The sequence below is a fragment of the Pseudomonas sp. TH32 genome (assembly GCF_016650855.1).
Classification (GTDB): Bacteria; Pseudomonadota; Gammaproteobacteria; order Pseudomonadales; family Pseudomonadaceae; genus Aquipseudomonas.
Genome location: NZ_JAEKFA010000002.1, coordinates 65,898 through 80,778 on the forward strand (window position 1 = coordinate 65,898; position 14,881 = coordinate 80,778).

Here is a 14,881-nt window from a genome sequence, read left to right on the forward strand (position 1 = left end):
TCAGGGAGATCCACCCATGACCCCATCCCGTTCCTTGCTGCGTGGGCGCGGCAGTCATGACAGCGGCAAGGTTGGTATGGTCGAGCTGTTTTTCGACCTGGTGTTCGTGTTTGCCGTGACCCAATTGTCCCATTCGCTGCTCGCGCACTTGTCCATCGGCGGTGCGGTGCAGGTGGCGCTGATGATGGTGGCGGTGTGGTGGGTGTGGATCTTCACCTCGTGGGTCACCAACTGGCTGGACCCGGAAAAAATCCCGATCCGCATCGGCCTGTTCGGCTTGATGGTGGCGGGCTTGCTGCTGTCGTCTTCGATCCCCAAGGCGTTTACCGATCGCGGCCTGCTGTTCGCGGTCGCCTATGTGTTCATGCAAGTGGGGCGCACGCTGTTTGCCTTGTGGGCGGTGCGCGGCGAGTCGCTGAACATGACCCGAAACTTCCAGCGCATCCTGGCGTGGATGCTGTTTTCCGGGGTGTTCTGGATCACCGGCGCGCTGCTTGAGGGCGAGCAGCGTTTGGCCTTCTGGGCCCTGGCGCTGTTGATCGAGCTGATTTCCCCGTCGGTGTATTTCTGGGTACCGGGGCTTGGGCCCTCGACACTTTCGGACTGGAATGTGGAAGGCAACCACATGGCCGAACGCTGCGGCCTGTTTGTGATCATCGCCCTGGGCGAGTCGTTGCTGGTGACTGGCGCTACCTTTGCCGAACTGCCCTGGAGCATGGATGGGCTGGCGGCGTTCCTGGTGGCGGTGGTGGGCAGCATCGCCCTGTGGTGGATCTATTTCGACAGCGGCGCCGAGCGCGCCCACCACCGCATTGCCAGCTCCGCCGACCCGGGACGTCAGGCGCGGATTGCCTACACCTACCTGCACGTGTTGATCGTGGCCGGGATCATTGTCAGTGCAGTGGCCGATGAACTGGTGCTGGTGCACCCGGGGCACGCCAGCCAGGCCGGCGTGGTGGCGATCATTGCCGGCCCGTGGTTGTTCCTGCTGGGCAGTGCGTTGTTCAAATGGGTGATGAGCGACCGGCCCTTGCCGCCGTTTTCGCACCTGGGTGGGTTGCTGCTGTTGCTGGTGTTGTTGCCGCTGGGATTGCAGCAGGTGTTTTCGGCGCTGGTGCTGGGAGCGCTGACGTCAGCCGTGTTGGTGGTGGTGGCGATTTGGGAAAATCGCTCGTTGCGCGGCCTGACCGAAGTTTCACATTGAAAGCGGTCTGATTTCGCCCGGCACCGTGCTATATGTATGACTCTTTTCCTATAACAACTCGGAGCTTTTCATGCCGCATCTGCATCTGGAATACACCGCCAACCTGACCGAGCTGGCGGTTGAGAAAACCCTGTTGCGGCTCAACAACGTGCTGATGGCGTCCGGGCAGTTCGGTTCCGAGTTTGATATCAAGAGTCGCGCGGTCAAGGTGGAGACGTTCCAGGTCGGCACGTCCTTGAGCCCGCGTGCGTTTATCGCCGTGAAGCTGTCGCTGCTCAGCGGGCGATCGCCGCAGGTCAAGAAGCAATTGTCGGAAAGCCTGTTGGCGGCGTTGCAGGATTTGGGCGATTGGCCTGCGGATTTGCAGGTTCAACTCAGTGTTTTGCTGGTAGACATGGACCGCGAGTCCTACAGCAAAGTCACCATCGGCTGATGGGCAGGGGTTACAGCAACCCCTGATCCGCACACACCTTCACCACCTGCTCCCTGAACCACGTGTTGGCGCTGTCCTGCTCGCTGTGTTCATTCCACTGCATGTCCAGGGTAAACCCCGGCAAACCGTTCGGTGCTTCGCAATGGCCGAACACGCGGTTGTCCGCCAGTTGCTTGTGCACCCGACGGGGCAGGGTGACGATAAAGTCGGTGCCGGTGATCATCTTCAGCGCCGCGCTGTAGCTGTTGGCCCGGGCGATCACCTGGCGCTTTTGGGACTGGCGCGCCAGCCAGCCGTCGATCATGTTGGTGTCGGAGCTCCACGGCGTGGGGAATACGTGACGCCGGGCGACGAAGGATTGCAGGCTGAACGCCGGTTCCCGGGGCGCTGAGTGTTTGTCGAAGACGCACACCAGGTCGTCCTCCAGCAGCATCTGGGTCTTGATGTCTTTGTGCTCGCGATGAAAGTGCGGGCCGAAGCAGATCACCAGGTCCAGGCGACCGTCGCGCAAGGCGTCGGCCGGGATCTCGGTTTCCAGCTTCTGCACATTGACGATCACCGGGAGGTCGGCGAGGTCGAAGGTTTTCAGCAGGCGCGGCAGGACCAACTGTTCGAAGTATTCCGGGGCGCAGACATTGAAGGTCACGGCCTTCCGGGTGGGGTCGAAGGCGTGGCTGCCGGCGTGGCAGAGGTTGATGCTTTCGAGGATTTTCTGCACATGGTCGTACATGGTGGTGGCTTTGTACGTAGGACGCATGCCCGCCCGGGTGTTGATAAACAGCTCATCTTCGAAGCTGGTGCGCAGCTTCTTGAGGCTGTAGCTGACGGTGGACTGGCTGACGAACAGGGTTTCGGAGACCTCGGTGACGCTGCTTTGGTCATAAACAGCGATAAACACCATCAGGTCCTGCATATCGAGCTTTCTAAGCAAGTTGCTGTTTAGCATCCGTTCCGTCCGCAAATCGTTTGTACCGAGTTCGGTACAAGACAATACAAAATGTTAACGGAACGTTCGTGCCAATAGAAAGCGCTGTCGGACCTTTCTATGTTTGAGGTGGGACAAATAATGTTTACAACACGACCTCAGCGAATATGCCGCGTGTAATGCCGGGGGTCGAAGCGCAGCACGATCAGCAGCATCACCACCACCACGGCCGTCAGTGACCACCAGGCCCATTCGAAGCTGCCCAGTTGGTCGCGGATCATCCCGGCGATCAGCGGCGACAAACCGGCGATCAGGTAACCGATGCCCTGCACAAAGGCGGTCAGGCCGCCGGCGCGGCGCGGGTTGTCCAGATGGTCCAGGGACAGGATCAGGCTCATCGGAAACAACCCGCCAATGCCCAGGCCCAGCAGGCAGGGCCACAGCAGGCTCAGGTGTTGCGGGCTGAGGATCAGGCCGCAGAAGCCGGCGATGATCAGCACCAGCAACACCGCGACCACACCGCGCTTGTCCTGGCGGCGGTTGGCGATGGCCGGGGTGACCAGGCCGGAGACCACTTCCATGGCGGTCAAAAAGCCCAGCAACAGGCCGGCATTCTGTTCACTCCAGCCCAGTTCCACGTAGTACGGCGCCAGCCAGGCCAGCACGCAGGTGTAGGACGCGGTGCCGAGGCCGAAAAAGATCGCCAGCAACCAGGCCCGGCGATTGCCGAAAAATGACGCCTGCGGGCCCGCGCCGGCTTGGGGCAGCGGCGGCAACACCGAGCGTTGGGCGTACCAGAACACCAGCGCCAATACCGCCAGCACCGCCCAGATTGCCAGGCCGATGCGCCAACTGCCGGTGCGCACCTGGATAAACGGCGAGAACGAAGCGGCCAGGGCTGCACCGCCCATGATCGCGGTGACGTACAGGCCCATAAACAGTGAAACGTTATCGCTGAAGCGGGATTTGATCAGCGCGGGCATCAGCGCCTGGATCATCGCGATCCCTAGGCCGGCGGCGATGGCGCTGAGGATCAGCTCAACCGCCGAATCGAGAAACAGCCGTGACACCGTGGCCAGGCCGATCACCACCAGCGACAGCACAATACTGCGATGCTCGCCGAAGCGCTTGGCCACGCCCATGCCGAAAAACATCGCCAGGCCCATGGCCATGACTGGCAGCATGGTCAGTAGGGAGGCGGTGCTGAAACTCAGGGCCACGTCCCCGCGAATCGAGGACAGCAATGGACCGACGGCGGCCATCGACGGGCGCAGGTTGAGGGCGACCAGCACCACACTGATCATCAGCCAAACGGCGGTGGCGGGTTTTGCGCGGACGTTTTCCATGGGCAGGCCTTGAACTGATAAGCGCAGTATTAGGCCGGGCGTGGGGGAGGCGGGCAAATGAGAAAGTCGTTGGGACTATTGAAAAAATGCGTGCGGGCTTTTGTGCCAAGGAGTCTTGTGGTGAGGAGCGCTGGTTGTGGCGAGGGGGCTTGTCCCCCGTTGGAGTGCGAAGCGCTCCCGCTTTTTTGGGGCCGCTTCGCAGCCCAACGGGGACAAGCCCCCTCGCCACAAAAGCTCCCTTGCCACAATGTTGTCGGGTGGTTTCAGATCGCCCGAATCACATGCTTGATCTCCTGAAACGCCTGCAACCCCCACGGTCCCAGTTCCCGGCCGATGCTGCTCTGCTTGTAACCACCCCACGCCGTTTGCGGGAAGATCACCTGCGGCGCGTTGATCCACACCAGGCCCACCTGCAAGGCATTCGCCACCCGTTCGGCCGCTTCCAGGCCGCGGCTCAACACACTGGCCACCAGGCCGAACTCGCTGTCATTGGCCAATGCCACTGCTTTGGCTTCACTGGCAACGCTGCGTACGCACAGCACCGGGCCGAAGATTTCTTCGTTCCACAACGCGCTGTCCAGCGGCACTTCGGTAAACACCGTCGGGCGGATGAAGTAACCCTGAGGCAAATCCGCCGGACGCCCGCCGCCACACAGCAACTTCGCGCCCGCTTGCACGCCCCGTTCGATATGCCCCAGCACCCGCTGGTACTGCGCGCGGTTGACCAGTGCGCCCATTTCCACGTCTTCGGCAAACGGGTCTGCCACGCGAATACCCTCGGCCCTGGCCTGCAAGCGAATCAGAAACTCATCCGCCAATTCATCCGCCACCAACACGCGGCTGGTAGCGGAACACATCTGCCCGGCGTTGAAGAAACCACCGCCGCAGGCCAGTTCCACCGCCAGGTCGAGGTCGGCACCGGCCAGCACCAGCAACGACGATTTGCCGCCCAGTTCCAGGCTCACGCCCTTGACCGTTTCGGCAGCGCGCTGCATCACCTGCACGCCCACGGCATTGCTGCCGGTGAACGAGATTTTCGCGACCCGCGGGTCCGCCGCCAACGGGGCGCCCACCGCCAGGCCTGTGCCGCAGACCACGTTGAAGACCCCGGCAGGCAAACCCACCGAGGCGATGATCCTGGCCAGTTCCAGCTCGGCCAGCGGCGTCACCTCCGAAGGCTTGAGCACCACGCAGCAACCGGCAGCCAGCGCCGGGGCGAGTTTCCAGGCGGTGGTCACCATCGGGAAATTCCACGGCACGATCAGGCCCACCACGCCGCAGGGTTCACGGCGAACGCGGGCGCTGAAATCCTCAGTGGGCAGTGCCACCGGACGATCCTGGCTGGCGTCCATGTCGTCGGCCAAACCGGCGTAGTAGGTGAAGGTGGCGATCACGTCGTCCACATCAATGCCCGCCTCGAACAGCGGCTTGCCGTTGTTGCTCGATTGCAGCTGCATCAGGTGTTCGCGTTGGGCGCTGACGCCCTCGGCGATTTTGCGCAGCAGTGCGGCGCGATCGCGGCCGGTGCTTTTGGACCAGTCCGGGAAGGCCGCGCTGGCGGCACTCACGGCCTCCGTCACTGCGCCAGCGTCACCCACGCTGACGTGAGCCAAGGTGGCCTCGGTGGCCGGGTTGATCACGTCCAGCACGTCATGGCCCGCACGCCACACGCCATTGATATACAGCCCGTTCACTGCCGCGCTCATACCGCCACCTCCTTCATCCAAAGCCCCTGGTCGATTTCAATCAGCGTCGGGCCCTGGCGATCCGTGGCGGCACGCAATGCGCTGCGCAGTTCTTCAACACCCTGGATGCGCTGGGCAGCCGCGCCGAGGGCCTGGGCCACGCCGATAAAATCCGGGGTGTAGATGTCGACGCCCACCGGCTCGATGGCGCGGTTGACCATGTATTTCTTGATCTCTTCATAACCCTGGTTATTCCACAGCAGCACGATCACCGGGGTGCGCGCCTCCACGGCGCTGGCCAGTTCCGGCAGGGTGAATTGCAGCCCGCCGTCGCCGATCAGGCACACCACCGGCGCACCGTCGCCGCGCCCCAGCCATGCACCGATGGCCGCCGGCAGGGCGTAGCCGAGGGTGCCGTAGCCGGTGGAGGAGTTGAACCAGCGGCGTGGCTGGTCGAGGTTCAGGGTCAGGTTGCCGGTGTACACCGGTTGGGTGGAGTCGCCCACCAGTACGGCGTCGGGCAGTTCATCCAGCACGGTGTTGAGGAACAGGGTTTGCGCGCGGGTCGCGGCGTCCCAGGTGGGTTCCAGTTCGCTCCACAGGCGGGCAACGCGGTGGGCGCCCCAGTGGTTGTCGCGGGCGGCCAAGGGCGTGTCGTGCAGTTCGGCGAGCAACGCTTGGGCAGCGATTTGCGCGTCAGCCACCAGTGCCACGTGCGGTGGGTAATTGCGTACGGTCTGGTCGGAATCGATGTCGATGCGCAGCAGGGCGCCGGGAATGTCGAAGCCGCCGGCGAAGGTCACGTCGTAGTCGGTCTCTGCCAGCTCGGTGCCGATCGCCAGTACCACGTCGGCCTCGGCCACCAGCGCACGGGTGGCGACCAGGGTTTGGGTCGAGCCGATCAGCAGCGGGTGGTGGGACGCCAGCATGCCCTTGGCGTTGATGGTCAGCGCCACCGGCGCACCGAGGGTCTCGGCCAATTGCGTCAGCTCGGGCGCGGCGTCGATGGCGCCGCCACCGGCCAGAATCAGCGGGCGTTTGGCGGCCGCCAGCAACTGGCTCATTTGCTTGACCGCCGACGGCGCCGCGCCCGCGCGGGAAACGCTGACCGGCTCGCTGCCGAGCAACGCGTCGGCGTTTTCCACCAGCACATCCAGCGGGATTTCGATATGCACCGGGCGCGGTCGCCCGGCCTGGAACAGGGCAAACGCCCGGGCCAATACACCGGGCAATTCGGCCGCCGACATCAAGGTATGGGAGAACGCCGCCACGCCCGCGATCATCGCGCCCTGGTTCGGCAGCTCGTGCAGCTTGCCGCGTCCGCCGCCCAACTGGCTGCGGGACTGCACGCTGGAAATCACCAGCATCGGGATCGAGTCGGCGTAGGCCTGGCCCATGGCGGTGGTGATATTGGTCATGCCGGGGCCGGTGATGATGAAGCACACCCCGGGCTTGCCGCTGGTGCGTGCATAACCATCGGCCATGAAGCCGGCGCCCTGTTCGTGGCGCGGGGTGACGTGGCGGATGCTGGAGCGCGCCAGGCCCCGATAGAGTTCCACGGTGTGCACGCCGGGGATGCCAAACACCTGGTCTACACCGTAGCCTTCCAGCAGGTTGACCAATACTTCGCCGCAGGTCGCCATTGTCGTCGCTCTTATTGTTGATAAAGGCCCGTATTGGAACGGCTGGCCCGTAGCGGCAACAATCGATAAAAAGTCATACTAGCCATGTCCTCACGTCATGGCTGCGCCCCTATGAAACGCCTTCCACCGTTGCCGGCCTTGCACACCTTTTGGGTCACGGCCCAGTGCTGCAACTTCACCCGTGCCGCCGAGCAATTGCACATCACTCAGGGCGCGGTGAGCCGGCAGATTGCCGGGCTGGAAAGCCATCTGGGTTATGCGCTGTTCCAGCGCCAGGCCCGGGGCTTGAGCCTGACGGAAGAGGGCCGTGAGTGGTCGTTGCGGGCGCAGCAGGTGTTCGGCCTGATTGGCGAGGCGGTGGAACAGATCGGCACTCGCCGCGAAACCCTGCAGCTCAAGGCCTCCACCTGCGTGATGCGCTGGCTGTTGCCGCGCCTGATGCAGTGGCAGCAGGAACGCCCGGACGTGCCGGTTGAACTGACCACCACCGTGGCCTACACCGTGGACTTTCGCCGGGAGCAGTTCGATGCGGCGGTGATCTACGCGCCGATTGCCGAGCAGTCGACCCAGGCCCGGCACCTGTTTGATGAGCGTCTGACACCGGTATGCGCGCCGGCCTTGCTCGGTGGTTTGCACACGCCGGCAGACTTGCAGCAACAGGTGCTGCTGCACCCCACGCGGGATGAACGGGATTGGGCGTTGTGGCTGAAGGCGGCGGATACGCGTTTGAGCAATCTGGCCCAGGGGCATCATTTTGAAACGCTGGACCTGGCGATGACGGTGGCGTCCCAGGGTTCCGGCGTGGCAATCGGCGACAGCGCGCTGATTGGCGAGGACCTCAAGGCCGGCCGGTTGGCGACGCCGTTTGAACTGCGGGTGCCGACGGGGATGGGGTATTACCTGGTGTACCCGCCGGGGACGGAGCCCTCGGCGGGGTTGGAGCAGCTTATGGACTGGCTGGTGAGCCAGGCACGCGCTTAATAACCGACGGTAAACCGCTGGCGCGAATGCTTCGGCGTTTCCACCTCATCAATCAGCGCAATCGCAAAGTCGGCAAAGCTGATCCAGCTGCGGCCTTCATTGCTCACCAGCAACTCATCCTGGCCCAGGCGGAATTTGCCGGTGCGCGCGGTCTCGGTGAACTCCGCCGAGGGCGACAGGAAAGTCCAGTCCAGGTCTTTTTCCTGACGCAAGGTGTCGAGGAACACACTGCCGGCGCTGGCTTCGGTTTTGTATTCCTCGGGGAAACCAGGGCTGTCGATCACCCGGCTGCCGCCCGACAGCAGCAGCGAGCCGGCACCGCCGACCACCAGCAGGCGTTTCACGCCGGCTTTTTTCACCGGGTTGATCACCGCTTCTGCCGGCAGGCTGGCGAAGTGTGCCGCGCTGATCACCACGTCGTTGCCACGGATGGCCTGTTCCAGCGCCTCGGCATCCAGCGCGTCCACTTGCCTGGCAGTGACGCCAGGGCGCACGCCGATCTTGTCGGTATTGCGCGCGATGGCGGTCACGGTATGCCCGCGACGCAAGGCTTCTTCCAGCAGCTGGCTACCGGCACGACCGGTGGCACCAATGATTGCGATCTTGCTCATGACGTTCTCCAGTACGGTTAAGGGTTGAATCAACTCACCACTGCATTTCGCCCTTGGCGACTTTGGCGCCCAGTTCCAGGGTGCTTTCGTCGCCCAGGTTCGGGTAACGTTTTTTCATTGCGCTGATCAGTGCGGCAGAGTCCTTGGCCTTGGCGGTTTCTTCGTCAAAGGCCTTGATGTAGTCGGCGGTGAACGCCACGGATTTCAGCGACGGTGTGCCCAGGTAGTGACCCGGAATCACGGTGCGCGGTTTCAGATCCTGGATACGTTGCAGGGTCGCCAGCCAGTCGGTGTGGGATTTCGCGGTTTGGGTATCGGCCATCCACACATGAATGTTTTCCGAGACGACCACGCCACCGACGACCGCCTTGATCGACGGAATCCACACAAAGGTGCGGTCCGGTTGCGGGCCATCAAGGCCAATCACTTCCAGCTGCTTGCCTTCGAGGGTCAGGCTGTGGCCCTTGAGTACCTGGGGGATGACGGCTTTGGCAGGTTTGTCGGCCCCCAGTTTCGGGCCCCAGAACGCCAGTTTGTGTTCAACGGTGGCCTTGATATGGTCCACCACCGGCTGCGGCGCGACGATGTTGGCCTGGGGAAACGCGGCCGCCAGGGTGTCGAGGCCGAAGTAGTAGTCCGGGTCGCCGTGGCTGATGTAGATGGTGGTCAGGCGCTTGCCGCTGGCGCGGATTTTTTGCACCAGTTGCTCGGCCTGGGTTTTGCCGAATTGGGCATCCACGAGGATCGCGTCTTTGTCGCCGCTGACCAGTACCGAAGTGACCGGCATCATCGCGGTTTCGCCCGGGTTGTAGGCGTCCAGGGTCAGGTCGGCAGCCGCGGCGTGAGCGGCGAAGGCCAGGGTGGCAGCGGCCAGGGCCACGCGCTTGAGCGGGGAGAATCCAAACATGTGCAGCTCCAGTCATCGGTGAGGTGTGGACAGAGCTTAGTTGCACCAAACGCTACAAAAAATGCGATGCTTGGACATAGTTTGTTTCTAAAAGCGGGCAAATCATGGATCGTCTTCAAGCAATGCGGGTGTTTGTGGCCGTGGTGGACCTGGGCAGCCAATCGGCGGCGGCCGACCATCTGGACCTGTCGCGGCCGGTGGTGTCGCGCTACCTGGCGGAGCTGGAAGACTGGGTCGGCGCGCGCCTGATGCACCGCACCACCCGCAAGCTCAGCCTGACCGCCGCCGGCAGCGAAACCTTGCCCCGTTGCCGGCAGATGCTGGAGTTGTGCAGCGACATGCAGGCCGCCGTCAGCGAGCCGGACGAAGCGCCCCGGGGCCTGTTGCGCCTGAGCGTCAGCACCTCGTTCGGCCAGGCGCAGTTGGCCGATGCCATCGCCGAATACGTCAGGCACTACCCGCTGGTCAGCATCGACATGCAGATGCTGGATCGCACGGTGAACCTGGTGGATGAGCGCATCGACCTGGCGATCCGCACCAGCTTTGAACTGGACCCCAACCTCATCGCCCGCCGGCTCACGCTGTGCCGCTCGGTGATCTGCGCGTCGCCCGCTTATCTGCTGGAGCATCCGCAGCCCCGGCGTGTGCAGGACCTGGCCCGGCACAACTGCCTGACCCATTCCTACTTCGGCAAAAGCCTGTGGCACTTCGTGGAAAACGGCGAGCCGGTGTCGGTGCCGGTGCAGGGCAATATCAGCGCCAACGAGGCCAGCACTTTATTGCGGGTCACGCTGGCGGGGGCAGGGGTGTCGCGGCTGCCGAGCTATCAGGCGGGCGACTACATCCGCAGTGGCGAGTTGATCCGCCTGCTGCCCGAGGCGGAGCCGCAGCAAATGAACATCTACGCGGTGTACGCCTCGCGCAAGCACATGCCGTCGGCGTTGCGCAGCCTGCTGGATTTCCTGGTGCTGAGGTTTCCGGAGGAACCTGAGTGGGACATCGGTCTCTGAGCCGACATAAACAGGTTGAATGTCGCCGGATAAGCGACTTGCTGCATCTGAGCCATGCTTCTGAACTATGCTTATACAAGCACCTTCTTGATCCGATCAGAGGTCAGCATCATGTCGATCAAAACAAGAAAGTACCTGATGATTTTCACCCTGTGCGCCGCCGCCACAGCGCTTTACGGCACTGCCGCCTACCGCGTCGAACAGACCCGCATGCAGCCGGGCTTCGCTTCCAGCTGCAATCACGGGCAATGCGTTGGCCACATGGCCGCCTTCAGCTCGCTGCGCTAGCGTCCTGGTCGGCTTTCAACTGCTCCCGAAACGCCTTCGGGGAGAACCCGACGCGCCGGCGAAACAGCCGTGAGAAGTTGGTCGGGTCGGAAAAGCCCAACACGTCCGACATCTCATTGATAGTCATGCTGGTGTAAGTCAGCAGGCGCTTGGCTTCCAGCAATTGGCGGTCGTGCATGATCTGCAACGCGGGCTGGCCGCCCAGTTCCCGACACGTACCGTTCAGGTGTGAAACCGAGATCCCGAGCTTGTGGGCCAGGTCTTCGATTTTCGGGTGTTCGCGGTAATGCTGCTCCACCAGTTGGGTGAACCGGCGGAAGTATTCGCGGCCTCGCGGTGCCCGTGGATGACGGCGCTGGATGGCCTGGCGGCTGATCCACACCAGCAGCACGCTGACCAGCGCGTGCATCATCATGTCCCGCGCCGGTTGATCGCTGGCGTACTCATCCTGCAACCGGGCGAACAAACTGTTGAGGTAGTCACTGTCGTTGCCGGCCGGGTAGCTGCCCAGTGCGTTCAGGCCGTCCAGTGCCGAGCCCAGTTGCCCCTGCAGATGCGCCATCAGCGGCGCGGCCAGGGTGACCACGAACCCTTCGACGTCTTCGGAAAAGCGAAAACCATGCACGCATAACGGCGGCAGCACCTGCAGCGTCGATTCGCTCAGCGTGCTGCGCTGGCCTTCGATCTCCAGTTGCGCCTGGCCCTTGTGCACGTACAGCAACTGGCACAGGTCCGCGTGCCGGTGGGGCTGGATTTCCCACTGGTACTCACGGCTGCGCCGGGAGATGGTTTCACAGTGCAGCAAATCAGGGGTCGGCCATTGCTGGCTCTCACCGTAGAGTTTGAACACTGGAATCGCGGCACTGGCAGTTTTGGTCATGGCTTCATCCGATACTTCGGGAGAGTTGTGCGGTAATCGCCCCAATTGGCGAAAAGCGCAGCTTTGGGCTCAGTTTTCACCTTCTTATGCCGGGCACTCAAGTGAAAAATGCCAGCAACACCTTCAATGACAACTCTTTCACCGAATACGTTCGGGTGAAGCTTGCGGGCCATAAAAATAATGAAAACGCTGAAAACCCAAGTCGCCATTATTGGCGCCGGTCCCTCGGGACTGCTGCTCGGCCAACTGTTGCACGAGGCCGGGATTGAAACCCTGATTCTTGAGCGCCAGACGCCGGATTACGTGCAAGGGCGCATCCGTGCCGGGGTGCTGGAACAAGGCATGGTCGACCTGTTGCGCCAGGCCGGGGTCAGTGCGCGGATGGATGCCGAAGGCCTGGTGCATGAGGGCTTTGAACTGGCGCTGAACGGGCAATTGACCCACATCGACCTGAAGACGCTGACCGGCGGCAAGACGGTGATGATCTACGGCCAGACCGAAGTCACCCGCGACCTGATGGCCGCGCGCCAGGCCAGCGGTGCTGTCACTTTTTACGGAGCCCGCAATGTGCAGCCCCATGATCTGAAAAGTGCAGAGCCCTGGCTGAGTTTCGAGCACGAAGGCGAGCAGTATCGGCTGGACTGCGACTACATCGCCGGCTGCGACGGTTTCCACGGTGTAGCGCGCCAGTCGATTCCCGCCGAGGCATTGCAGGTCTTTGAACGGGTGTATCCGTTTGGCTGGCTGGGCATTCTGGCCGACACCCCGCCGATCCACGATGAACTCGTGTACGCCAAGCACGCGCGCGGCTTTGCCCTGTGCAGCATGCGTTCTCCGACCCGAAGCCGTTATTACCTGCAAGTGCCGGCGGATGAAGCGGTTGAAGACTGGTCCGATGAACGCTTCTGGGACGAACTGAAAACCCGCTTGCCCGCGTCACTGGGCGCGCAACTGGTGACCGGCCCGTCCATCGAAAAGAGCATCGCCCCGTTGCGCAGTTTCGTGGTGGAACCGATGCAGTACGGCCGGCTGTTCCTGCTCGGCGACGCCGCCCACATCGTGCCGCCCACCGGCGCCAAGGGTTTGAACCTGGCGGCCAGCGACGTCAGCACCTTGTTCAATATCCTGCTCAAGGTGTACCGCGAGGGCCGGGTGGAGTTGCTGGAGAAATACTCGCAGATTTGCCTGCGGCGGATCTGGAAGGCCGAGCGGTTTTCCTGGTGGATGACCTCGATGCTGCACCAATTCCCGGAGGCAGATGGCTTCAGCCAGCACATCGCCCAGAGCGAGCTGGAATATTTCGTCGACTCCGAGGCCGGACGTAAAACCATTGCAGAAAATTACGTCGGACTTCCTTACGAGGCTATCGAGTAGCCAGCTATCTAGTACACTGACGAGCATTCCCGCGGGCCTCCTTTTCCCGTGGGCCCTTGCTCGCAGGTTCTGCCGTGACCAACCTCAATCAGCCCGCCACACCCGCCGTTCGCAGTGTTCTCGTCGCCTTGATGATGGCGATCTTCCTCGGGGCGTTGGACCAGACCATCGTCGCCGTGTCCATGCCGGCCATTTCCGCCCAGTTCCACGACGTCAACCTGCTGGCCTGGGTGATCTCCGGCTACATGGTGGCCATGACCGTGGCGGTGCCGATCTACGGCAAACTCGGCGACCTGTACGGGCGCCGGCCAATGATGCTGATCGGCATGGGCTTGTTTACCGTTGCATCGCTGTTCTGCGGCATGGCCCAGAGCATGGAGCAACTGGTGCTGGCGCGGATCCTCCAGGGCATCGGTGCCGGCGGGATGATTTCGGTCAGTCAGGCGATTATCGGCGACATCATTCCTCCCCGTGAGCGCGGGCGTTACCAGGGCTATTTCAGCAGCATGTACGCGGTGGCCAGCGTGGCCGGGCCGGTGTTGGGTGGCTACATGACCGAGTACCTGTCGTGGCGCTGGGTGTTCCTGATCAACCTGCCCTTGGGCGCCGGCGCCTGGTGGGTGGCCCATCGAACGCTGGTGGGGCTGCCGGTGCCGCAGCGCAAGCCGGTCATCGACTACCTCGGCACCGTGCTGATGATCGTCGGCTTGACCGCGTTGTTGCTGGGCATCACCGAAATCGGCCAGGGCCATCACTGGCGTGACGATGAAGTGCTGGGGCTGTTGGCCTGCGCGCTGGTGGCGTTGACGGTGTTTGTGTGGCACGAGCGCCGGGCGCGGGAGCCGTTGTTGCCGATGCACCTGTTCGCCAACCGCAGCGCGGTGCTGTGCTGGTGCACGATTTTCTTTACCAGCTTCCAGGCGATTTCCCTCACGGTATTGATGCCGCTGCGTTACCAGACCGTCACCGGTTCCGGTGCCGACAGCGCCGCGTTGCACTTGCTGCCGCTGGCGATGGGCTTGCCGATGGGCGCGTATTTTGCCGGGCGCATGACCTCGGTGACGGGCCGCTATAAACCGATGATCCTGATTGGCGCCTTGCTGAGCCCGATCGCGATCCTTGGCATGGCCCTCAGTGCACCCCAGGCCGTGGCGGTGACCAGCCTGTTCATGTTGCTCTGCGGGATTGCCGCCGGGATGCAGTTTCCGACCTCCCTGGTGGGTACGCAGAACTCGGTGGAGCAGCGGGACATCGGCGTGGCGACCAGCACCACGAACCTGTTCCGTTCCCTGGGTGGGGCGGTCGGGGTGGCGTGCATGTCGGCCTTGCTGCTGGCGTTGTTGCAGGACTCCAGTTTTGCGCACCTGGCCAGTGGGGCACTGGTGGCGGAAGGCAGTTCCGGCAATGTGTTGCTGGACGGTTTGAATGCGGCGCCGGGGCCGGCGCAGGATGCCTTGCGGGGGGAGCTGCTGATTACCTTCAGGCATTTGCTGATGGTCAGTGCAGGGGTGTCGTTGCTGGGGTTGGCGGCGGCGATTGCCATGCCTGATCGCGTGCTGCGGGGGCGGGAAGACAAGGCCAAATAGTTGGAACA

14 protein-coding genes are annotated in these 14,881 nt (G+C 62.9%); 7 read left to right on the forward strand and 7 right to left on the reverse strand.

Annotated elements, in window-relative coordinates; translation table 11 throughout:
* The first annotated feature begins 16 nt into the window (after positions 1 to 16).
* Both JFV30_RS04015 and JFV30_RS04020 read left to right on the forward strand, forming a co-directional pair.
* The gene (locus JFV30_RS04015; RefSeq protein ID WP_201122044.1) at positions 17 to 1,204 is read left to right on the forward strand and encodes a low temperature requirement protein A; all 1,188 of its coding nucleotides are present in this window, start codon (positions 17 to 19) and stop codon (positions 1,202 to 1,204) included.
* Positions 1,205 to 1,274: 70 nt separating this feature from the next.
* A complete protein-coding gene (locus JFV30_RS04020) occupies positions 1,275 to 1,637 on the forward strand; it encodes a 5-carboxymethyl-2-hydroxymuconate Delta-isomerase (RefSeq protein ID WP_010176553.1) in 363 nt (120 codons plus the stop codon).
* A gap of 10 nt (positions 1,638 to 1,647) precedes the next feature.
* Here the strand turns inward: JFV30_RS04020 and JFV30_RS04025 are convergent, their stop codons facing one another.
* The 4 genes from JFV30_RS04025 to JFV30_RS04040 all read right to left on the reverse strand — a co-directional run bounded on the left by JFV30_RS04025 (position 1,648) and on the right by JFV30_RS04040 (position 7,236).
* Positions 1,648 to 2,583, reverse strand: a complete 936-nt coding sequence (locus JFV30_RS04025) for a LysR family transcriptional regulator (RefSeq protein ID WP_201122046.1) — start codon at positions 2,581 to 2,583, stop codon at positions 1,648 to 1,650.
* Between the two features lie 137 nt (positions 2,584 to 2,720).
* Positions 2,721 to 3,908, reverse strand: coding sequence for a cyanate transporter (locus JFV30_RS04030; protein WP_201122048.1), 1,188 nt, complete (start codon positions 3,906 to 3,908; stop codon positions 2,721 to 2,723).
* Positions 3,909 to 4,171: 263 nt separating this feature from the next.
* Positions 4,172 to 5,614: an aldehyde dehydrogenase family protein gene (locus JFV30_RS04035; RefSeq protein ID WP_201122050.1), complete on the reverse strand. Its 1,443-nt coding sequence runs from the start codon at positions 5,612 to 5,614 to the stop codon at positions 4,172 to 4,174.
* Positions 5,611 to 7,236: a 5-guanidino-2-oxopentanoate decarboxylase gene (locus tag JFV30_RS04040; RefSeq protein ID WP_201122052.1), complete on the reverse strand. Its 1,626-nt coding sequence runs from the start codon at positions 7,234 to 7,236 to the stop codon at positions 5,611 to 5,613. The genes JFV30_RS04035 and JFV30_RS04040 overlap by 4 nt, the downstream gene beginning before the upstream one ends.
* Before the next feature lie 111 nt (positions 7,237 to 7,347).
* On the opposite strand from JFV30_RS04040, the gene JFV30_RS04045 reads away from it, so the two are divergent.
* A complete protein-coding gene (locus tag JFV30_RS04045; RefSeq protein WP_201122054.1) occupies positions 7,348 to 8,217 on the forward strand; it encodes a LysR substrate-binding domain-containing protein in 870 nt (289 codons plus the stop codon).
* Here JFV30_RS04045 and JFV30_RS04050 read toward each other — a convergent pair.
* The gene (locus JFV30_RS04050) at positions 8,214 to 8,828 is read right to left on the reverse strand and encodes an NAD(P)-dependent oxidoreductase (protein WP_169387334.1); all 615 of its coding nucleotides are present in this window, start codon (positions 8,826 to 8,828) and stop codon (positions 8,214 to 8,216) included. The two genes, JFV30_RS04045 and JFV30_RS04050, sit on opposite strands and share 4 nt — an antisense overlap.
* Before the next feature lie 34 nt (positions 8,829 to 8,862).
* A complete protein-coding gene (locus tag JFV30_RS04055) occupies positions 8,863 to 9,735 on the reverse strand; it encodes an MBL fold metallo-hydrolase (RefSeq protein ID WP_169387335.1) in 873 nt (290 codons plus the stop codon).
* 104 nt (positions 9,736 to 9,839) lie between these two features.
* Between JFV30_RS04055 and JFV30_RS04060 the strand changes: the two genes are divergently transcribed.
* Together JFV30_RS04060 and JFV30_RS04065 are read left to right on the forward strand one after the other, a co-directional pair.
* Positions 9,840 to 10,745 carry a LysR family transcriptional regulator gene (locus JFV30_RS04060; RefSeq protein ID WP_201122056.1) on the forward strand — a complete coding sequence of 302 codons (906 nt, stop codon included), beginning with the start codon at positions 9,840 to 9,842 and terminating at the stop codon, positions 10,743 to 10,745.
* A 111-nt stretch (positions 10,746 to 10,856) separates the two neighbouring features.
* Complete coding sequence (locus tag JFV30_RS04065; protein ID WP_162835184.1) at positions 10,857 to 11,033, forward strand: hypothetical protein; 177 nt, start codon at positions 10,857 to 10,859, stop codon at positions 11,031 to 11,033.
* Here the strand turns inward: JFV30_RS04065 and JFV30_RS04070 are convergent.
* A complete protein-coding gene (locus JFV30_RS04070) occupies positions 11,017 to 11,913 on the reverse strand; it encodes a helix-turn-helix domain-containing protein (RefSeq protein ID WP_201122058.1) in 897 nt (298 codons plus the stop codon). The two genes, JFV30_RS04065 and JFV30_RS04070, sit on opposite strands and share 17 nt — an antisense overlap.
* Positions 11,914 to 12,102: 189 nt before the next feature.
* Between JFV30_RS04070 and pobA the strand changes: the two genes are divergently transcribed.
* Entirely contained in the window at positions 12,103 to 13,287 is a 1,185-nt protein-coding gene (gene pobA, locus JFV30_RS04075; RefSeq protein WP_201126123.1) for a 4-hydroxybenzoate 3-monooxygenase, read from the forward strand.
* Between the two features lie 74 nt (positions 13,288 to 13,361).
* Positions 13,362 to 14,873: a DHA2 family efflux MFS transporter permease subunit gene (locus JFV30_RS04080; protein ID WP_201122061.1), complete on the forward strand. Its 1,512-nt coding sequence runs from the start codon at positions 13,362 to 13,364 to the stop codon at positions 14,871 to 14,873.
* The last annotated feature ends 8 nt before the right edge of the window (positions 14,874 to 14,881 follow it).

What these genes read in the sequence shown, in the direction of transcription:
- JFV30_RS04015 (WP_201122044.1), top strand. Translation starts at nt 17, where the DNA reads ATGACCCCATCCCGTTCCTTGCTGCGTGGGCGCGGCAGTCATGACAGC.
- JFV30_RS04020 (WP_010176553.1), top strand. Translation starts at nt 1,275, where the DNA reads ATGCCGCATCTGCATCTGGAATACACCGCCAACCTGACCGAGCTGGCG.
- JFV30_RS04025 (WP_201122046.1), bottom strand. Translation starts at nt 2,583, where the DNA reads ATGCTAAACAGCAACTTGCTTAGAAAGCTCGATATGCAGGACCTGATG.
- JFV30_RS04030 (WP_201122048.1), bottom strand. Translation starts at nt 3,908, where the DNA reads ATGGAAAACGTCCGCGCAAAACCCGCCACCGCCGTTTGGCTGATGATC.
- JFV30_RS04035 (WP_201122050.1), bottom strand. Translation starts at nt 5,614, where the DNA reads ATGAGCGCGGCAGTGAACGGGCTGTATATCAATGGCGTGTGGCGTGCG.
- JFV30_RS04040 (WP_201122052.1), bottom strand. Translation starts at nt 7,236, where the DNA reads ATGGCGACCTGCGGCGAAGTATTGGTCAACCTGCTGGAAGGCTACGGT.
- JFV30_RS04045 (WP_201122054.1), top strand. Translation starts at nt 7,348, where the DNA reads ATGAAACGCCTTCCACCGTTGCCGGCCTTGCACACCTTTTGGGTCACG.
- JFV30_RS04050 (WP_169387334.1), bottom strand. Translation starts at nt 8,828, where the DNA reads ATGAGCAAGATCGCAATCATTGGTGCCACCGGTCGTGCCGGTAGCCAG.
- JFV30_RS04055 (WP_169387335.1), bottom strand. Translation starts at nt 9,735, where the DNA reads ATGTTTGGATTCTCCCCGCTCAAGCGCGTGGCCCTGGCCGCTGCCACC.
- JFV30_RS04060 (WP_201122056.1), top strand. Translation starts at nt 9,840, where the DNA reads ATGGATCGTCTTCAAGCAATGCGGGTGTTTGTGGCCGTGGTGGACCTG.
- JFV30_RS04065 (WP_162835184.1), top strand. Translation starts at nt 10,857, where the DNA reads ATGTCGATCAAAACAAGAAAGTACCTGATGATTTTCACCCTGTGCGCC.
- JFV30_RS04070 (WP_201122058.1), bottom strand. Translation starts at nt 11,913, where the DNA reads ATGACCAAAACTGCCAGTGCCGCGATTCCAGTGTTCAAACTCTACGGT.